The organism is Shimia abyssi (assembly GCF_003014475.1).
Lineage (GTDB): Bacteria > Pseudomonadota > Alphaproteobacteria > Rhodobacterales > Rhodobacteraceae > Shimia > Shimia abyssi.
This window is the reverse complement of the sequence record NZ_PYGJ01000001.1, coordinates 42,620-61,471: the sequence shown is the minus strand read 5'-3', so window position 1 is coordinate 61,471 and position 18,852 is coordinate 42,620. Positions and strand designations below refer to the sequence as shown.

Annotated in this window: 15 protein-coding genes; 3 read left to right on the top strand and 12 right to left on the bottom strand. The window is 55.6% G+C overall.

What is annotated here, in order from left to right:
* Positions 1–204 precede the first annotated feature (204 nt).
* From CLV88_RS00305 to CLV88_RS00265, 9 genes are all read right to left on the bottom strand, one after another.
* Positions 205–2,547 carry a phage/plasmid primase, P4 family gene (locus CLV88_RS00305; protein WP_106606385.1) on the bottom strand — a complete coding sequence of 781 codons (2,343 nt, stop codon included), beginning with the start codon at positions 2,545–2,547 and terminating at the stop codon, positions 205–207.
* Complete coding sequence (locus tag CLV88_RS23705) at positions 2,544–2,753, bottom strand: helix-turn-helix transcriptional regulator (RefSeq protein WP_106606384.1); 210 nt, start codon at positions 2,751–2,753, stop codon at positions 2,544–2,546. Before CLV88_RS23705 ends, CLV88_RS00305 begins: the two co-directional genes overlap by 4 nt.
* Before the next feature lie 83 nt (positions 2,754–2,836).
* Complete coding sequence (locus tag CLV88_RS00295; RefSeq protein ID WP_133169894.1) at positions 2,837–3,259, bottom strand: hypothetical protein; 423 nt, start codon at positions 3,257–3,259, stop codon at positions 2,837–2,839.
* A gap of 154 nt (positions 3,260–3,413) precedes the next feature.
* A complete protein-coding gene (locus CLV88_RS00290; protein ID WP_243403520.1) occupies positions 3,414–4,571 on the bottom strand; it encodes a tyrosine-type recombinase/integrase in 1,158 nt (385 codons plus the stop codon).
* A 417-nt stretch (positions 4,572–4,988) separates the two neighbouring features.
* On the bottom strand, positions 4,989–5,735 hold the full coding sequence (locus CLV88_RS00285; RefSeq protein ID WP_106606381.1) for an SDR family NAD(P)-dependent oxidoreductase: 747 nt from the start codon (positions 5,733–5,735) through the stop codon (positions 4,989–4,991).
* Positions 5,732–6,319, bottom strand: a complete 588-nt coding sequence (locus tag CLV88_RS00280; protein ID WP_106606380.1) for a DUF3833 domain-containing protein — start codon at positions 6,317–6,319, stop codon at positions 5,732–5,734. The genes CLV88_RS00285 and CLV88_RS00280 overlap by 4 nt, the downstream gene beginning before the upstream one ends.
* A gap of 8 nt (positions 6,320–6,327) precedes the next feature.
* Positions 6,328–7,359, bottom strand: a complete 1,032-nt coding sequence (locus CLV88_RS00275) for a class I SAM-dependent methyltransferase (protein WP_106606379.1) — start codon at positions 7,357–7,359, stop codon at positions 6,328–6,330.
* Positions 7,359–8,123 (bottom strand): DUF1365 domain-containing protein, encoded by a 765-nt coding sequence (locus tag CLV88_RS00270; protein WP_106606378.1) that lies wholly within the window; start codon positions 8,121–8,123, stop codon positions 7,359–7,361. The genes CLV88_RS00275 and CLV88_RS00270 overlap by 1 nt, the downstream gene beginning before the upstream one ends.
* On the bottom strand, positions 8,120–9,418 hold the full coding sequence (locus CLV88_RS00265; RefSeq protein WP_106606377.1) for an NAD(P)/FAD-dependent oxidoreductase: 1,299 nt from the start codon (positions 9,416–9,418) through the stop codon (positions 8,120–8,122). Before CLV88_RS00265 ends, CLV88_RS00270 begins: the two co-directional genes overlap by 4 nt.
* A gap of 95 nt (positions 9,419–9,513) precedes the next feature.
* On the opposite strand from CLV88_RS00265, the gene CLV88_RS00260 reads away from it, so the two are divergent.
* The 3 genes from CLV88_RS00260 (at position 9,514) to CLV88_RS00250 (ending at position 14,933) form a co-directional block, all read left to right on the top strand.
* Positions 9,514–10,173 carry a sigma-70 family RNA polymerase sigma factor gene (locus CLV88_RS00260; protein ID WP_423827718.1) on the top strand — a complete coding sequence of 220 codons (660 nt, stop codon included), beginning with the start codon at positions 9,514–9,516 and terminating at the stop codon, positions 10,171–10,173.
* Entirely contained in the window at positions 10,170–10,811 is a 642-nt protein-coding gene (locus CLV88_RS00255; RefSeq protein WP_106606376.1) for a ChrR family anti-sigma-E factor, read from the top strand. The genes CLV88_RS00260 and CLV88_RS00255 overlap by 4 nt, the downstream gene beginning before the upstream one ends.
* A gap of 258 nt (positions 10,812–11,069) precedes the next feature.
* Entirely contained in the window at positions 11,070–14,933 is a 3,864-nt protein-coding gene (locus tag CLV88_RS00250; protein WP_165798775.1) for a calcium-binding protein, read from the top strand.
* On the opposite strand, the gene CLV88_RS00245 is transcribed toward CLV88_RS00250, so the two are convergent.
* The 3 genes from CLV88_RS00245 to CLV88_RS00235 form a co-directional block, all read right to left on the bottom strand.
* Positions 14,934–15,626, bottom strand: a complete 693-nt coding sequence (locus tag CLV88_RS00245) for a M48 family metallopeptidase (protein WP_106606374.1) — start codon at positions 15,624–15,626, stop codon at positions 14,934–14,936.
* Between the two features lie 36 nt (positions 15,627–15,662).
* Positions 15,663–16,811 (bottom strand): M24 family metallopeptidase, encoded by a 1,149-nt coding sequence (locus tag CLV88_RS00240; RefSeq protein ID WP_106606373.1) that lies wholly within the window; start codon positions 16,809–16,811, stop codon positions 15,663–15,665.
* A gap of 191 nt (positions 16,812–17,002) precedes the next feature.
* Positions 17,003–18,706 carry a BCCT family transporter gene (locus CLV88_RS00235; RefSeq protein WP_106606372.1) on the bottom strand — a complete coding sequence of 568 codons (1,704 nt, stop codon included), beginning with the start codon at positions 18,704–18,706 and terminating at the stop codon, positions 17,003–17,005.
* Positions 18,707–18,852: the final 146 nt, after the last annotated feature.

Sequence of the window (18,852 nt, the reverse complement as noted above, 5' to 3'; positions counted from 1 at the left end):
TACGCGCCCATCAATGGGTCCTCTCAGGCGATAATGCGGTGCGGGTAACGCGCCACCTCAACTATCTTCTAGCGACAAGATTTCACAAACTTCTGTTGTATTGGGACGCAAGGGACGGGAATTCTGAACTATAGGCTCCAAGAAACTCAAAGAGTTCTCTAGGAAAGTATAGATAGAAATACCTGTCCCTTTTGTCCCAATCCATCAAGGAGAGAGACCCGGCATCATCGCCACCTGTGGGGTGATTTTTGGTTTAAGGCCTCTCCAGCCGCGTTTGCTTCCGGACTTGCATGACACAAAGCCTCGTTTGCGCATTTCTTCACTGATGTGATGCTGTTTCCAAGAGTGACCTCCACGCTCATCCATGAAGTAAGTGTGTTGTTCTCTGAGTGTGGCGTTGTCGACCCATTCTTTGGGGTCGAGGTCAAAACGCTCATCCAAGAATTGTCTGAATTCATCTTGTTGATCGAGATATGAACTCGTTGTGTTGGTGACGCACTTCGGGATACGCAAGCCGGACGAACACCATTTGGCGGCGCCCTCAACAATCCAAGCCAAGATCATGGGAGCTTCCCGACGTAACTTGGCAGGAAGGTCAGGATCTACCCTATTGGGAGAGATCGTCACGTCGAACGGGATGATTTGAATACGTCGGCGAAACGCTTCATCGATACCACGCACATGTGGAGCATTGTTGGCATCAATGATCAATGTGCACTGAGGCGTGAACACAAACGGGTCCTGACGCATGTGACGTGCGGTCAAGGGGTCGCCCCCAGTGATCTGCTTGAGGGTGGCTTCAGCCCAAGCTTTGGCAACAGGTATTTCAGAGACCCTTGCAAGTCGTTTGCCCACCAGAGCTGCCAATTCAGTGGGATGACGGTCGAACTTCTGCTCCGTCACCACAGCATTGGACAGCATCACGGTGTAGTCATTTCCCAGGATTTCCCCAATTGTATTCAGAAACGTCCCTTTTCCGTTGCGTCCGGTTCCGAGTGCGAAGAACAGCATTTGCTCTTTGGTTGAGCCCGTTGCGGCATACCCAGCTAAGCGCTGCAAGAACTCAATGAGTTCTGGATCATTTTTCGTGATCTCAGACAAGAACCGGAACCAATTCGTTGGCTCGAACCCTGGCATCCCTGGATCGCAACTTGTGGAGTTGAGCAGGAAGTCTTCGCGTTTGCGTGGCCGCGCTTGGCCCGTCCGAAGATCTATGACTGAACTCGGCGTGCCGAGCTCCAATGGGTCCGCGTCCCACTCTGCCAGAGGTTTGGATGCACCCGGTGTGGACTTCATGAGCGCAGCGATATCGTCGATCGATTTCTTTTGACCAAGGCGCTTGCGTTGTTGCGCAACTTTTTCAATACCGATTGTTCTAACCTGCGCCAACTGGGTGCGCACGCGCGTCAGAGCTTCTTGCTTGTTTGATGACAGTTGCCAACGACCTTCCTTCCAAAATGCCCAGCGATCCCGCTCCGGAATGTAGAAGCCTCTTCCCCGCCAGTGTTGCTCGAACAGCGTCAATGCGAGTTGGTGGTCCGGCATCAAAGCATGGGGCTCAGCATTTGCCTCGGAACCCTGATTGCCTCCTTGGTAGACCTGTTCGCAGCTTCGAATTGCATATTGGATAGTATTGATGTGGTAGTCTGCGCGCAGCTCGTATTTGTCTCGCATCAGCCCGGACCGTCGAAACAACCGGTCCATGCGGCGACGGTCCTTGCCAGTCCAAAACGCGAGGTGGTTCATGAGTGCAAGATCAGCACTACTGTGATCGAAGCCATCGTCTGTTGGGCTAGGATAGTGCTTTCGAAGGGTTTCTTCACGAGCCTCCCACAAATCTCGAAAGCAAGCCTTCATTCCGAATTTCGCTGCGGCACCGCCGCCACTTTGTAGTGCGAGATCGATGAGTTCTTCGTCGTTCTCTGGGCCTGAATAGTTGGGATCGGCACCCTCGGGTAATCCAGAGTTTTGTAGTGATGTCGATGCCAAAAGACCTGTCGAGGCCATGGCAGCTTTTGGATCGTTTCTAAAGGGAACCAAAGCTTTCAGAGCTTCTGTGCAGTCTGTGAGGCCGTCACCCTTGTCGCCGATCACGGACAGCCCATTGTCTGACAAAGCCACAAATCGCTTGTCTGAGTAGAATTCAAGCCAACCATCCCACTTGTTCCTCCGGTTCTGTAACATTTGCGGATCAAAGCGCCCGATTACGTGCAGCCCCATACCGCTAACTGATACTTCACCCAAAGCGCCCTTGAACGCTGTAAACACAGACTGAGCTTCCGGCGTCCATTCGCCGCTTTGGCGGCACTTATCCAAATCCAGAAAGAACCAACCGTCATTGGGACCGTAGAGCCTTGTGTCATCCTTGCGGCTCAAGACCCAGCCAATGCGAAGACCTTTGCTTGTTCCTGACTTGGATGTAGCGGCCTCGAAGGTCATCCAACGCAAAGGATCATAAGGGTTTATCGCGACGCCTCTCTCATCACATGGGACTTTTCTTCTATCATTGGTCAGTTTCCAAAGGATATATCTTTCGGGGAGTTTCATTTCGAACTTCCCTCCGACTGTTGATGAAATCCCTCATCAAAGGCATCGAGGTCTGCCGACCGCCACAGACACCTGTGTCCAATCCTGAATGGGCGCGGGAAGCGCGCGACGGGGTCACTTAACCATCTGTAAATCGTCGATCTGCTGGTGTGGTACCGGCTCGCGACTTCCGCGAACGTGCGATACTTCTCTGTCTTCTCTACCATGGTGCACTCCTATGTGTTGTGGTGCACTACAAATGGAGAAGAAACTCGGATTGGTCGCCGGAACACAACTCGTGCAGAATTGTTTACCCACGGAACCTTTCCGGACGACTTTTCCAGACCTTTCTAACCGCCTCGTATTCGATCATACCCGTGGCTTCTGCAACGATGTCGCAGACCGAGTTTCGATCAGGCTTACGCTTGCGTTTAACACCGCGCTCTGTGCTACGGGTCGCTGAAATGTCGCTGCGCTTGGCAACTATCTGAAAGATGCAGTCGCAGATCTGCAGATCTCGAAAGAACTCCCGTTTGCGCCCTACCTTTGCGCCCGGTTGCAACAATTGACCGGTCGTGACGTCGGCGATGTAGCTCTCAAGAAATGGCGACGGTTCAACTCCTGCATCACGACACTCTTTGCGTGCGAAAAGCAGCTGCTCATACATCCACTTGTCGATGGGCTGATTATTGGTAACGAAGCTCTCTATTCGGCCAGCTGTGATTTCAGCCATAAGGAGCAGTGTAAAATCTGGGGTCGGAGCTTCTCTTGAGCGCTCAATGCGTCGCCTTGACCAGTCTACGAGCTCCCGGCGCGACATCGAACTCAAGTCATCGTTGCAAAGTCTTTCGCCCCACTCATCATTACACAAAGTGTCTATCCCCTACCTATATGGCACTTGAAACATAATCTGCCCACCGCTGCATGAGCTCTCGACGCCGGTCCAAGAAATCCGTCCGCTTGTAGGACCGCTCGACCCTGTTGCCGGTATTGTGGGCAAGGCAAGCTTCGGCAACCTCCCAAGGCGCATCCGTAGCTTCTGAGCACCAGGTTCGGAAGCTAGAGCGGAAACCATGTGGACGGGCCTCAAGACCCCTCCGCTCCATGAGCCGCGCCATGGTCGCGTCAGAGATCACGCCTTTTCGCACATTTGGAAACAGAAACCCGTCTCGTTCATAGGGTAGCGCGTCGGCAATTACTGCTTGAGCCTGCTCGGAGAGTGGAACACGAAAGTCCTGCTCTGCGTTCTGGCGCCCCTTCATTAGATCTGCCGGTACAGTCCAAAGATCGCCCTCAATCTGCTCCATCCTTATGTATCGAACGGGTCGAGACCTTGTGCCTACCGTCAATATCAGCAGCCGAAGGGCAAAATGCGTGACCGTGCCTTCGTTCAGCGAGGCGTAGAATGCAGGGACGTCCTCCCAAGGCATGAAGGGCGTGTGCTGCACCTTGTGGCGTTGCGCGCCCAGCAGCGCTTTCGCTTTCTCTGGAGCTTGCAAGTCTACATTGAGATCTAGAGCCGCGGCGTGGCGGAAGCAGACTTTGAGACGTTCGTACGCCTTCTTCGCAGTTGCGGCCTTCGCATGCCAAATTGGTGCAAGAGTATTCCTAATATCGTGCTGGTCTATCTCTGCAATCGGCACCTTACCTAGTTTTGGCAATACGTGGAGCTCCAAGGGAGAGAACCATCGACCCGCCTTACCATCACCCTTTAGCTCCGCCTTACGGCTTTCAAAACAATCTCTCGCAACATCTTGTAGGATGTGCAGGTCACGTTCCGCTTCTCGTCTCTGGCGTTGCCGGACCTTGATTGGGTCTTTTCCCTCCCTAGCCACTGCGCGCCACATGTCTGCGTGCAGCCGTGCCTCCTTCAAGGAAACATGAGGCAACGACCCAAGCCCCATCTCTCTGCGTCGGCCATGAACAGTCACACGCAAGAACCACTGGGCGCCGCCGTCAGGGCGCTTGTGAAGCCACAAACCACCACCATCTGCGTGTTTGCCAACCGGCGCTGACTTTACGAAAGCCGCCGACAATCTGTTCAATTCCCTAGCCAAACTGATCCACCTGATTATCCACCTTCAAGTTTACCACACAGTGGTACACCATGGAACATCATGATACAGACATTTGGGCTAAAAGTCTGAATTCATTCATTTATTGATACGTCATGGGGCATTGTGGCACGAGAGTTCGCGGCACTTCACCCGCACCAAAAAATCATTTAAAATCAACGATAACTGGACATGGGTTGATGTGACTGGTGTGCAGTTAGGTTGTGGTGTTGTCCGTGGTGTTTTTCCGCTGGGAATCGGGTAGCTTGGGGGTGTTTTTGCCTCTATTGCGTGCGATGGCATTATGAATCTCGAAACGCGTTTGTTATGGCGGTGGGCGTTACGACGCGCGAAAACGGAACGTCGGTATTGCGTCGGTATTACATCGGTATCGCGTCGGTCTGAAATTCAGGATTTGCGCCGAAAGATCGACTGAAACAAGCCAATTGGTAAATACCTGCCCATCAGGAAAAGCCATGAGAATGGCGCAGGAAAGGATGTGGAAAACCGGTTGCTGCGCATCGCTTGCATACAATGGTTCGCCGCATCTTCTGGGCTCATCAACATGGGCATGTCGAACGCGTTTTTGTCGGTCAGTCGGGTCTGGATGAACCCCGGATTGAGACATTGCACCTTGACGCCGGTGCTGCGCAGGTCGGCACGCAGGTTTTCACCGAGATGCATAAGCGCCGCTTTGGATGCGCCATATCCAATGGCACCGGGCAGGCCGCGGAACCCGGCAAGCGAGCCGATCAGGACAATGTGACCAGTGTCGCGTTCTGCCATTTGTGGTACGACATGTGCCAGAACGCGCAAAGCTCCCATAAAATTGACATCGGCCACGACCTCGGCTGCGGTGGCGTCCCAGTTCTGGGCGGTCATGGGATCATAGGCTCCTGCGCAGTAGATGATGCCATCGACTTGGGTACCTATCTCTTTCAAACGGTGGGTTGCCCAGCCGACTGAGGCTCGGTTTGAGACATCAAAGGGTAGGGCTGTTGCGTTGGGCAGGCTGTCGGACAGCTCGGTAAGCCGCGCTTCGTTGCGCGCGGAGAGCACCAGATGCACCCCTTCTGCTGACAAAGCGCTGGACAGGGCGCGACCCAGCCCTTCGGAGGCGCCGACAATCCAGTAGGTTTTGCCAGAGAATATCATTCCGCTGCCTGTTGAGCCCCTAAGGCGGCCTCGGCAGGATCGGGGCGCATTGTAGCAACGAGTTCGGCAACCTTGATGCCAAATTTGCGCATCTGCGAGCGGTTAATGATGGTGCCGTTTTCGGTCAGGTACAGCCAATCGACAACGGAAAGCACGTGTCCGCCCGCCTCTTCGGGAAGCTTGATTTTGTAGGTCATCCGTACAGAAGAGCCACTGACCAGCCCTTGGGCGGTGCCAATTATGTCGTCAGCCTCGGCTGTAAAACGTCCGTTTTCCCCCATGGTGAGCCGCCACTGGCGCGATTGGGTATTGCCGGTGTTGTAGGTAAAGTTTTCGTCCAGCGTGCCGGAGGTTCCATCCCATTCGCCATACATATTGGCAGTGAAGGTGCTTTCGACCCGGCCAAGCGGGCCGTAGATCACACCTTCGCACAGGATGGGGCCATTCAAGTGCTCGGTCAGATCAAAGTAGGGGCCGGAGTCTGAATAATAAGCGGGATCCTGTGCGGTGAAGCCGACGCGGGTGCGGGCCGCCAGGACGATCACGACAAGGGCGATGATGGCGATGAACCAGTAAACTGACATGGATACTCTCATTGGTTGCGTCGTTGATGGGTGAGGTCGATTTGCAAAACATCGCGTTGTGCGGTGCGGAAACGGGCGGATGATGCGGCCAGCGCAATGCGCCACTCCCGCTGAAACGCAGTGTCAAAGTCCATATGTGACAAGCGCGCGTTGTTTGTTTCGAGCTGGTTTTGCCACGTCGCGAAGGTGCGGGCATAAGAGGGGCCGAAGCTGAAGCTGTCTTTCCATGTAAGACCGGCATTTTTGGCCAGTTTTTGGAGTTTTTCGACCGTAGGGACAGGCGAGAGCGGGCCGGCGTCGGGGGTTGTGACTGCTTGCAGCACGATGCGCCCGCCTTGGGCGAGACGCGACCTCAATTGCGCAAAAAAAGTGGGCCAGAGGCGTGGGGAAAGCGTGTTAAGTTGTTCTATGGAAACGATATTGTCGTAGATTTCATGCTCTTTGCGGAAATCCTGATGGCGGATATCGGCGCGCCCGTCCAGCCGTGCATCAGCGTAGCCTTTTTGGCCTGCGTTGAGGGTAAGGCCGGTCACATCATAGCCCCGATCAGCGGCGCGTTCGGCAAAGCTGCCCCAACCGCAGCCGATGTCAAGGATGCTGAGACCGGGCGCGAGGCGGTCGAGGACGCGATTGTATTTACGGGATTGAGCTTGGCTAAGGTCCGGGTCGCCTGCTTCGAATAGGCCGGCGGACAGGCTCATGCCGGGATCGAGCAGGAGCTGAAAAAACTCATTGCCAATGCCGACGCCTTTGGTGGGCGTGTTGATGCCGCGCGGTAGGCTGTGTTTGAATGCGTGTGGATTTGAGAGCATGAGGGCGCAGAGCGCGCCTAAGCTGTCACTGTCCCAGAGACCTGCGGCGTAGGATTTGGCAAGTGAGCGGCCAGACAGGGCAGCCCAGTCATGGATGCGCATTTCGGCGGCAGGTGCGCCCTGACCAAAGTCTTGGTGATGACCGGACGGGGTGTAAAGGCGCAGGTTACCGGTCGAGATGCGCGCGCAGCTGTCAAGGAAGCGGGATTTGCGGGACGTAGAGATCATTACGACAGTTCCTTTGACGGCGGTACAGGGCGCGAGCGCCAGGCCGCGCCTTTTAGAATTAGTTTGATCGCCTGCCACTGGATCAGCCACAGGGTGCGCCGCGTGCCAAACGGGCGACGCAGCGCCGCGCCGAGGATTGCGCGGTTGCTTAGCGGAGCGCGTGGACCAGAGAGGGTGGCCACGACACCTTCGCGTCCGTTGCGATAAAGGATGCGAATGGCGATTTGATCGGGGCGTATGGCAAAGGAAAACGTGTAGTCGCCCTCCACGTCCTGAAATGGCGAGACGTGCAGGCGTTTTGTCACGTGTGTCGTGTCGGACGGGGCCATTGGGGCAAAATCGGGCAGGTGGGTGAGATAGGAATGGCGGTCTTTGAAGGGGGTCGACACTTCGGAGATCACGGCAATGAGGTCGCCGTCGCGCATGGCGAGCCAGAAGCTGACCGGGTTGAATACATGGCCCAAAAAGCCCGGCTGTGTCAGCAAACGCAGGTCGTAGGTGCCGGGTGCAAGACCGCGTAGCTTGAGCGCGTCGCGGGCCCACGCTGCGCCGTGACCCGCGCCGATTTTGCCACCGTGTGATTTGTCATGCACAGAAATGAGGTTGAAAGCATTTCTGCCCATGAGCGAGGGATGCGCAGTGCTTTCGGGGTCGATCAGCACGTAATCCACGCTGTAGCGAAAGGCGTTTTTGAGGTCGCCGCGACGCGTGTGGGTGGTGACACCCCGGATGTGATCGGGCCAGTTTTGGGTTGGTGCGGTCATGCGGGCACCTTTTCGAAATGTGGGGTTGCGTCGAGCTGTCGGGCGATACGCACCGCGCTGGCAAAACCGTCTTCGTGAAAGCCGTGGCGCGTATAGGCGCCAGCAAACCATGTGTTATTTTGGCCCTGAAGGTCGCGCAAGGCGTTTTGGGACGTGGTTGTCGCCGTGTCAAAGACCGGGTGGCGGAAGGTGTTGTGGTCATAGATCATTTCGTCCGGGATCGGATCGGACGGGTTCAACGAGATAAACAGCGGATCGGTTTCGGGGATGTTTTGCAGGCGGTTCATCCAGTAGGTGACGCCAATGGCCGGTTCAGGGCGGGTTGTGTCGGCCTTGTAGACCCAGCTGGACCAGCAGGAGCGGCGGCGCGGCATCTGGCGCGGATCGCGGTGCAGGATGATGGTGTTGTCCTGATAGGTGAGTGGCTTGAGCGCGCGGGTTTCGGCTTCGGTGGGTGTTTCAAGTAAAGCCAGCGACTGGTCAGAGTGACAAGCCATGATAACCTGATCGAATTGTTCTGGCTCGCAGTCTTGCGCGGCGATGGTCACGCCGACGGGGGTGCGTTTAACGGATGTGACCGGAGTGCCGGAGCGCAGGGCGACGCCGCGGCTGCGCAGGTGGTTGGTCAGGCGGGACACATATTCGATTGAGCCGCCTTTGACTGTCCACCACTGATGTTGCTGGCTGCCCGACAGCAGCGAATGATTGCGGAAAAAACGCACGAGCGCCTGAGCGGGGAACTGGCGGATGCGGTCAGTGGGCGTGGACCAGATCGCGCCGCACAGTGGCGTCAGGTAATAGCGCCCAAACCATTCGCCGGTGCCAAGTTCATCCATCAGATCGCCGAGCGGAGTCAGATCATCCTTGGCCAACGCTTCGGCGCGGGCATTAAAGCGTAGGATATCGCGCACCATGCGTAAGAAGCCGGGGCGCAGGAGATTGCGTTTTTGAGCGACCAGCGCGCCAAGCGATTGCACCGAGTACTCCACACGGCCCTGATCGGCGGAAGCACCAAATGTCATGTCGGATTTGGTCACGGGCACATCGAGATCGGTGAACATGCGCGTTAAGTGCGGGTAATTTGCATAATTGAAAACGATGAAGCCCGTATCAACCGGTTGATCCCCGTTTAAACCTGCGTTTACCGTGCGGGCGTGTCCACCAAGGCGCGGCGCAGCCTCGTAGAGTGTCACAGCGTGTTGCGGGGCCAAAAGATAGGCCGCTGCGAGGCCGGAAATACCACCGCCCACAATGGCGATCCGCTGGGGCTGTGTTGGGTAGGCGTCAAAGGACATATTATCTCCGCTCGTTATTTGATCAGTTTACGCGCGTCGAAAGAGCACAGATCAAAAATAATGATCCGGCTTTGGATTGTCGGCGTAAGCTTTGTATGTTGACACTGAGCCAAGAGAAAAACAGCATTTCACCCGTCGCGAAATCCGTGGTGGCCAAAGCAATGCGCGTGTCAGGAGACAGGGATATCGTGACCCCATTCAAGGGCGTTGAATTAAGCGAGCAAACTAGTTGGATGCTGGCAGTGCGAGACCAGAAGGATCGCGCGGCATTTGCTGCATTGTTCGATTTTTTTGCACCGCGCATCAAAGGCATGTTGATGCGACAGGGATGCGGCCACGGTCAGGCGGACGAGATTGTGCAGGACGTCATGTTGACGGTCTGGCGCAAGTCGGAACAGTTTGATCCAGCGCGGGCACAGGTTTCGGCCTGGGTCTATCGGATTGCGCGCAACCGCCATATCGATGTGATCCGCAAGGAAAGCCGCCCCATGCCGGAAGAATTGGCTCATGAACCAGATAATGAGCCGGATGCATCTCAGATTTTGGGGATGGAACAGGAATCAAGCCAATTGAAAATGGCTTTGGCAAAGTTGAAGCCAGCGCAGCGAGAAATGATTGAAGCGGCCTATTTAGGGGAACTGTCGCATCGCGAGTTAAGCGAGAAGACCGGTTTGCCGTTGGGCACCATCAAATCACGTATCCGGCTGGGGCTGGACAAGCTGCGCCACGAGCTAAAAGGACTGCGTGAAGAATGAGCGCGATCAATCATCATATCCCAGAGGCCTTAATGCAGGCCTATGCCGCGGGCACGTTGCCGCGCCCGTTCGCCATTGTTGTCGCGGCGCATGTGTCGATGTGCGACCAATGCCGCGCGGTTTTTGAGGCGCACGAAAGTGCTGGAGGGGCCGTGTTGGAAGACATGGTGCAGGCTCCTGTCGACTCCGGCTTGCGTGACAGCGTGCTGGAACTGTTGGACGTGCCTGTAAGCGAACCAGAGCCTGCCGCGCCGGTACGATCCGGTGTTTTCCCCGGTCCGGTTGTGGAATGCTTACATGGCCGTCCACCTCGTTGGCGCAAGATGGGCATGGGCGTGAAGCAGTGTCTGTTGGAAGACGGTCGCAGCGGATCGGTGCGATTGCTGCATATCCCGGCTGGGCAGGCGGTGCCAGATCACAGCCATAATGGGCTTGAGTTGACGCTGGTTCTACAGGGTAGTTTCAGCGATGAAACCGGTCGGTTTGGTGTGGGTGATGTTGAGATTGGCGACGAAGATCTGGAGCATACTCCAATAGCTGACGCAGGCCCGGATTGTATTTGCCTTGCCGCGACGGACGCGCCTTTGCGGTTTAATCAATTTGTACCGCGCATGTTGCAACCGATTTTCCGGATTTAGGTAAATTGGTTGAATATGGTTAACAAGGGACCCGCCTAATGGCGGGTCCTTTTGCATTTTGGCGCGTGCCATTTCCACTTTTTGGGCGGAATATTTTATAATACAATATCTTAGTTTGGTGTTTTGTATTGGATGTGTTTGTTGTTTCCAATTTGGAAACACAGCAAATGGTTAAGATTGTGTAAATTTTGTTTGGATAATTATGCAAATGCAAGAATACTAAGGGATATTTTTTGTTTTCTCGTGGGGGCGGGCAACATGCTGTTTTTTTCGACTTTGGCGCTTTTGATCGCCGGCTACGCTATCTTCAATGACTCGTCCGATGAGAGCAACGACGAGGACATGCAGTTGACTCCTGATGAAGTGGCGGACGAAGAGATGGATCCGCTTCCAGCCCCTGACAGCGAGATTGACGTCCAGGCAACAGCTACAGATGATGTTGTCAGTGTAGAACAGGCCGAAGTCGCCGGTGGCGAAGACATTGACCCTGTGCCAGTCCCTGACGGCGAGGTTGTACCGGAGGTGGCATTGACGGCTGATGCTGTCAGCGAGGAAGACACACCAAGCGACGTGCAATCCAGCACTTTGCGGCCCGATCTAACAAACGATGTCGATGGTGTCACGTTGGTTGGTGATAACAGTGACGAGACTCTGACGGGCAGCGACCTTACTGACAATGTGGATGGCGCCGGCGGCGACGACCGCATCGAGTTGTTGGGGGGTGAGGATCTTGGTTTGGGGGGGGCTGGTGATGACACCATTCTTGGGCGTGGCGGGACAGATGTTATTGACGGGGGTACCGGAAACGACGTGCTGAACGGCGGCAACGGGAACGACTTTCTGTATGGTGAAGAGGGCGATGACAATCTTTTGGGCGGACGCGGCGACGACTTGATTAGCACTGGAAGCGGGACGGATCTGGCTCGGGGTGGAGTCGGGGACGACTATATCTTTGCGATAGATCCTGATGGTGCAGACGACGCACCGGACACCGTGTTGGGCGGTGCGGGCAATGACCAGATCTGGGGCGATGATGGCGATGTTCTTTATGGCGGCGAGGGGGTTAACCGTTTTGAAGTGACGGTGGGTATTGCCGGAAACGATCCGGTTGTGATCAAGGATCTGAACCTGTTTCACGGCGACGATGCTGAGTTACGTACCGATTTGGTGTCATTCATTGACGAGAATGGCGACCTGTTTACGCGCCAGCAATTGATTGATGCCGAAACCCGCGCAGAAGATGCCGCCAATGGCGAGGATGCCAATATCTTTGTTCGTGGTGAGCTTGCGGTGATTATCGAAGGCTACACGGCTGAAGACCTGTTGGCGGATACCAATTGGCTCGGCAACCTGTCTCCGCATTTGACGGGGCGATTGGACGGGAATGATCTGGTTGAAGGCGACGCATTAGTCGCGGGGAGCGACGACGACCTGTTTGGCGGGCCAGGCAATGATACGCTGCGCGGTGGCGATGGTAGCGATCATTTGCGCGGCAACGAGGGGGACGACATTCTTGACGGTACAGATGGCGACGATCCGACCATTGCACCCGATACGCTGGAAGGTGGCGATGGGAATGACACGCTTCGCGGGGATGGTGGCGATCTCATAGGTGGTCAAAACGGAACGGACCTTTACGAAGTCATCGTGCCGAGCAGTGCTGATGACGCGCCGGTCTCGATCTATGGCTATGAGGCACAAACCGAGAGCGGCGACACGGAGCGGCTTGTTTTGCTGGACACGGACGGCATCCCGTTGAGTGCCGAAGACGTGGCCGCGAACCTTGTTATCTATCAAAGCGCGGACGGATCAGAGGCCATTCTGGAATATGCCGGGGTGCAAGTCGCGTTGATGAAAGGAATGGATGCGCTGGTGTTGCAGAACCAAGATGCGTGGATCGGCAATTTTGATCCAGCGCCCGATGTAGGGCTTGGTGTTGAGTCAGCTGCAACAGAAGACACAAAGATCAGCATGACGTTGGAAACTGCTGTGGGGACTGGCAACGTGGTGGACAGCGACATGTTCGGCACGAATGCGGTTTATAGCGTGAACACAGATGGCGGTGTGCCATTGGAAAACTATGTGCGCGCTGTTGATGCGCTGGATGTGTTGAACGTGCGCTATCCGGCCGGCCAATCTGATCCTGAAACGCCCGGCGGTGAGGGCGAGACCTGGCTCAACATCATGGAGCTGGAGGAGGATGAAAACGGTGAGTTGATGCTGCGCCCGGAGGTGACGGCGGCCCTGGATGCGGTGATTGAAGCACATGAAAATGGCAATGACGTAAAGCTCGTTCTGGGTGTGCCAACCAAGATTTTCACGGTCGAAGAGTATGAGGCCATGTATGACAACATGGTGCGGTTTACAGAGTTGGTGATTGAACAATATGGCGAAACGGTTTCCGCCTTTGAGGTGGGTAACGAGTATTGGATTCAGGGCGAGACCGCCTATGGCCAGAAAGCCGACATTGCCGCACGGGCCTTTGCCGAAGGTATGCGTAATGCCGGTCTGGATGAAGACGACCAGCCAGACATAATTGTTCAGATGGCGACACCCAACAATGGGTCAGAGTTCCACCAATCTGTGGATGACCGGTCATTTGGTGAGCGTCGCGACGATGCCAATCGTCAAATCATCGCCCAGCTTTCCGAGGAGGCGCGGGACGCCATCGACGGTGTGGTCGAACATTATTACTACAACAAGAAACTGGATGTGTTCGAAGAGGGCAGCGACGAGAAGCGGTATATCGACAAAGATTACGGCATCTGGGAAGAGGCGTTTGACAAGGAACTGGATATGCACATTACCGAATGGAATGTGCGTACGACCAATCTTGAGCAAAACGGCATGCGTGCTGCCGGAGTTTTGACTGAACAGTTTGAAAACATGATCGAAATGGGTGCGGATGGCGCGCATTCATGGCCTGCGGTGCATAACACCAACTCGCACCTTGCCGGAACACGCAGCGACATGCCGATTACGGATGAGCAGGATCGCGTGCTCAATTCTGTGCGTGGTGCCATGTTCGACGTGATGTCATCCGAGTTGATTGGTGCCGAGCTGGTGGACGCGAGTTTCAGCAACGACGATGGCCGGATTGAGGTTCAGACCTATCAGGCGCCGGGCAAAGTGATCTTTCAGGTTGCATCGCGCGCTGGTGAAGCGATCGAGCTTGATCTGGATGTCAGCACATTGGTTCCGAATTATGGGAACATCACGGCTGTGCGTATTGGGTATGACCAATCGGCGGACAGTTCGGACGGGATCTATCGAGATAAAGAAGGCAATCTGGTCGAAGCAGAAAACACAGTCATCGATGGACAAGTGTATTATTTCAACGAGCATGACGTACGCGCCACGATCGAGGATCTGGACATCGACAGCAACGAATTTGAAGTGCGCCTTAAGCCATATGAAGTGCTGCAAGTGGTTTATAACTTACCCGCCGGAGAGGAGCCGGGCGCGCCGCCCAATCAGGTCATCGATGGTACTGATGCGGACGATACTATTCAATCCGAAGGTGGAAATGACACGATCAGCGGTTTGGGTGGCTCGGACAGTATTAATGGCGGCGACGGGATTGATGAGCTGTTTGGTGGCGAAGGCGACGACAAGTTGGAAGGTGGTCGCGGCGACGATTATGTACGCGGCAATGAAGGTGACGACGCGGTCTACGGTTTCGGTGGCGATGACGACATGAAAGGCCATGATGGCAACGACTCGATCTCGGGTAACGAAGGGCGTGACACCCTGTCAGGGAGCCAGGGGGACGACCTGTTGCGCGGCGGTGATGATCAGGACATTCTGAATGGCGGGCAAGGTGCGGATACGCTGGCTGGTGGCGAAGGCGTGGATACCCTGACCGGTTATTCCGGGGCTGACCTGTTCCGGTTTTCCGAAGATCACATGGCACAGGGCGATGTCATCACCGACTTTGAAGTGGGTCGCGACGTGATCGAGCTGAGCTATGATGATATTCAGTCGGTTGGTGATCTGCGGTTTGAGGATGTCAGCCAAGGGGTTGCGATCTTTGTCGGGGATCACGGAGGCATGTTGCTGCAAGGTAGCCTGACCGCGGCGCAGATGAACGATCCGCGCAACTTTATCTTTTTGGCGGCCTGATTACCCGCCTGTGAGTCCCCATTTGCGCTCCAGAGCCTCGATTGCCGAAATGCGCTCGTGGGTTTTGGGGTGGCTGAGTAGCCATGCGGGCATAGTGCCCGCGTTTGACTGGGTTAGCTTTTCTAGTTTTTCGAACAGGGATTTCTGCGCGCCGGTGCCAATGCCGGATTTAGTGAGCAGGGCGGCAGCGTAGCTGTCGGCCTCGTACTCGTCACCGCGCGACAGGCGCGCCATCAGCAGTGACATCACGGAATTGGCAATCATCGCGCCCACATAAGGGATAAATCGAGACAGAACCATCGCCAGCGCGGTGCGTAGTGCGTTCTGGCCAGAAAAGTCGATCATGCGGCGGCGGGAATGGCCAAGGGCAACGTGCCCCAACTCATGTGCGATGACGCTGGCCATTTCTTCGGCCGTAACCTCGCCCGCGCGGTATTTGTTGTAAAAACCGCGAGTGATAAAAATGCGCCCATCCGGGGCCGCGAGGCCGTTCACCGGGTCGATTTCGTAGATGTAGACCTTGATCCGGTGCAGATCGAGGGAGTCGGCCATGCGTTTGATCAGGGGGGCCAGTTTTGGGTCGGCCAACTCTGTCGAGCGTGCGTCGAGTTCGCGCGCGGTGCGCCACGCCGAAAACCTAAACATCAAAAGGCCATATATAATGGCAAGCAGGATGGGCGCGAATTTGATCATTCTAGGAATATGGGGTGGCTGTGCTCGGTGGGCAAGTCAAAGCACGAAAAGGTCAGGGGCATGGCGCGAGAGTCGTTCGCAGCCCTGATCCGTGACCAGCACAGAATGACCAAGGCACATGGCGTGGCCGGTGCTGTCATCCATCAGGATCATGTGGAGAAAGAACACTTGGTTCTTGAGCATGATGGTGGGGTTGTCGCGGTAGAACATTGGGAAATCGACCCAGATCGGCGCAAAAACCGCGCCCATTCCGTAGCCACAGGCGTTGAGGCGGGCATGAGACAACCCGTGCGCGTCAAATACGGCGACATGCGCCTCGTAAACGTCGCCCATTGGCGCGCCGGGGCGAATGGCGGTTTCACAGGCGGCCAACGCGTGAGACGCGGCGGCGTGCATGTGGCGATGAGTGTCAGAGGGCGCGCCGATTATCAGGGTTTGCATCATTGCGGCATGATAGCGTGCAAACGCGCCTGACCATTCGAGTGTGAGCTGGTCTTGGGGGGCGAGGTGTCGCCGCCCGGATGCAGAGCGGCAGAGCAAAGCGGCGGCATCTGAGCCGATGATGAATTCATTACCAGCATAGTCGCCACCCCCTTTGAATACTGCGCATTGCATGGCGGCCAGGATATCGCCCTCAAAGGCTCCGGCCTGTGTGCTGGCAAGGGCCGCGTCAAGCGCATCGTCGGACAACGCAGCGGCGCTGCGGTGCATTGCGACCTCGGCATCCGATTTGTGGCGACGCAGGGCGGGAAAGATGTCTGAGGCGTCGTGCAGATCGGGCAGGGCCGAGCGCAGGCGCTGGCCCCAATAATCAGTGAGACCGGCGGTGCGGGATTCGAAGCCAAGTTTTGCACTGGAAAGGCCCAGAGTGGCGAGCAGGGAGGTGAGGTTTGAGATCGGATCGACGCCTTCGATATCGGTCCAGATGTGGATGTGATCGGCGGACAGGGTTGAGGTTTGTAATGCCTGGAGACGGTCTGGTGCGCGGGTGAGGAGATGAATGTCACCTGAAGCGGTCATGACCATGCATTGGAACATGGCAAATCCAAACGTGTCATAGCCGGTCAGCCAATAGTGGCTTTCGGGCGCGAAGAGCAAGATGGCATCCAGACCATGTTCCGATAGCGACGCGCGCGCGTTGGATTGGCGTGTGGTAAATTCGGACGGTGAGAAGTGGCGAGGCATTGGCATCTCCGTTGAATGCGAGCAGGAGAGCGGAAGGCGTCCGAATGGGCAAGCGCGAATTTGGCGCGACGTGAGAAAGAAGTATTTGGGCGACTATTGGCTGGTGATGATCGTGTGATCATTTTTCTTACAACGAAAAACGCCCTGACGCGTATAGCGACAGGGCGTTTGTTTTTGAGTGCAGGCTCAGCTCAGGTTGTCGCTTCGCCCGCGATTTCATCGTAGGTGGTTGGCACACCCTTAGCCTCGCGTCGTACGTCATTGTAGATGGCCTTGATAAGCGCAAAGCACATCAGCACCATAACCAGCGAAAATGGGAGCGCGCCAATCACCATCGCGGTCTGAATGGCGCTGGTGCCGCCTGACAGCAACAAGCCCCCGACAACAAGCGCAAGCGCGGCACCCCAGAAGAGGATGTGGGGCCGTGCCTTGGGGCCTTCGTCGCCAGCAGCATTAATCGTGTTCACGATCAACACGGCAGAGTCCGCAGATGTGACAAGAAATGTCATTAGCAAGACGACGATCAGCACCGCCATGCCCCACGCTAGCGCCTGTGCAATTGGCGCGAGCATGAATTCGGTCATTGCAAAGATTTTATCACCATTGGCCGCATCAAAGATGACACCGCTTGCGCCGCCATTGAGTTCGAGGTCGATCGCTGTGCCGCCGGCCCAAGAGAACCAGACACAGCACATCAGACCCGGCACAAGCATGGCGCCCAGAACAAATTCGCGGATTGTACGACCCTTGGAAATACGCGCCAGAAACAGGCCAACAAACGGGGCAAACGCAATCCACCAAGCCCAATAGAACACCGGCCACCAGCCCTGCCATTGCGCTAGAAGGAAAGCTTCGGAGCCTTCGACACCATCAGAGCGGTAGACGTTAAAGCTAAGGTAGGGCAGCGCAAGAAGGTAATCGAACAAGCCCACAACCAGAGCTGTTGCGCCGAACCACGTCGCGCCAAACAGGATGAAAAATCCCAACAGAACAATGGAAAGTACCATGTTAATGTTGGATAGCCATTTGATACCTTTACCGACGCCAGAGAGGGCGGAGAGTGTTGAGGCACCCATAATGAAGGCCAACGCCACAATGATGCCGATAAAGTTCACGGACCCGGCAATGCTTGCACCGGCTGCGTCTGTTGCGCCGTCTGGGTGTACCAGCCCGCCAATACCAATACGTGTCAGGCCCGCAACAAACTGATCCACACCAAATCCGAGTGTTTGCGCAACGCCCAGGATGGTTGCGACCACGGCAACGATATCAATGATGTGTCCCAATGTACCGGAAAGCGCTTTGCCAAACAGCGGCGTCAGCGCCGAACGGATCGTGAGCGGCAAACCGCGCCGATAGGCAAAAAATGCAAGAGCCAGACCGATAATGGCGTAACACGCCCATGCGCCGACACCCCAATGCAGGAATGACCAGACATAAGCAGTGCGAATATTGTCGGCACTGCCGCCGGTCGTCAGGCCCTGAATGACGCTCGGATTATTTTGAAAATGCGCAACCGGTTCGGCAACCGCCCATGTGAGCATACCGACGCCAATCCCGGCGCCAAACATCATCGAAAACCACGAAAAGTTTGAAAACTCGGGCCTGTCGCCCGGCTTGCCCAATAGAATGCGCCCACCAGGTGGCCACGCCGCAAGCCCCAAACAGACAATGACAAACAGCGCTACAACCCAGATGTACCATGCCGCGAAATTGTTCAGAATGACGCTGTTCCATGCCCCTAAAGTTGCCCCTGCCTGCACCGGCCAAAAGATGCACCATACGACCAGAACGCTGATAATTATTTTGGACACAACGGTCACATTGACGCTGAAACCGCTGTAAAACCCTTTGTCGGCAGTTGGAATTGGTAAATCAGTTAATGGTGGTTTCATTATCTTTTCATCCCGTTTCGCGCGCAAAATTTAGTTCATGAGCCAGCCTGCGGTATCAGTTTTGCAAAAGATAGCTTTTTTGTCGCAACAAAAGGACGTAGTTTTCTAGATTCTATTTTTTGGCGGAGTTGGGATAGGGCGCGCAG